Raw genomic sequence first — 296 nt, 5'->3', positions numbered from 1 at the left:
ACGATGCGGCGGATGCCGAGGCGATCTGCGAGGCCGTTACGCGGCCGAACATGCGCTTCGTGCCCGCCAAGACCGAAGAGCAGCAGAGCGTCCTGGTCCTGCATCGATCACGCGATCTTCTGATGCGACAGCGAACGATGATCCTGAATGCGATCCGGGCGCAGCTTGTGGAGTTCGGGATCGTCGCGGCCCAGGGTCCCGCAAGGATTGTCGCCCTGGTCAGGCGCCTTCGAGAGCCGGATGATCTGACCCTTCCGGCGATCGCCCGTTGCGCACTTCTGGCATTGGGGGTGCAA

At 64.2% G+C, this 296-nt stretch carries 1 pseudogene; it reads left to right on the top strand.

Annotated features, from left to right (window positions below):
* Positions 1-296 (top strand): annotated as a pseudogene (locus EU800_RS26395) (IS110 family transposase); the annotation flags it as partial.

The organism is Tropicimonas sp. IMCC6043, from assembly GCF_004146235.1.
In the GTDB taxonomy this organism is placed as follows: Bacteria; Pseudomonadota; Alphaproteobacteria; order Rhodobacterales; family Rhodobacteraceae; genus Tropicimonas.
The sequence above is the reverse complement of the archived record's forward strand: the minus strand, read 5'-3'. Positions and strand labels throughout refer to the sequence as shown.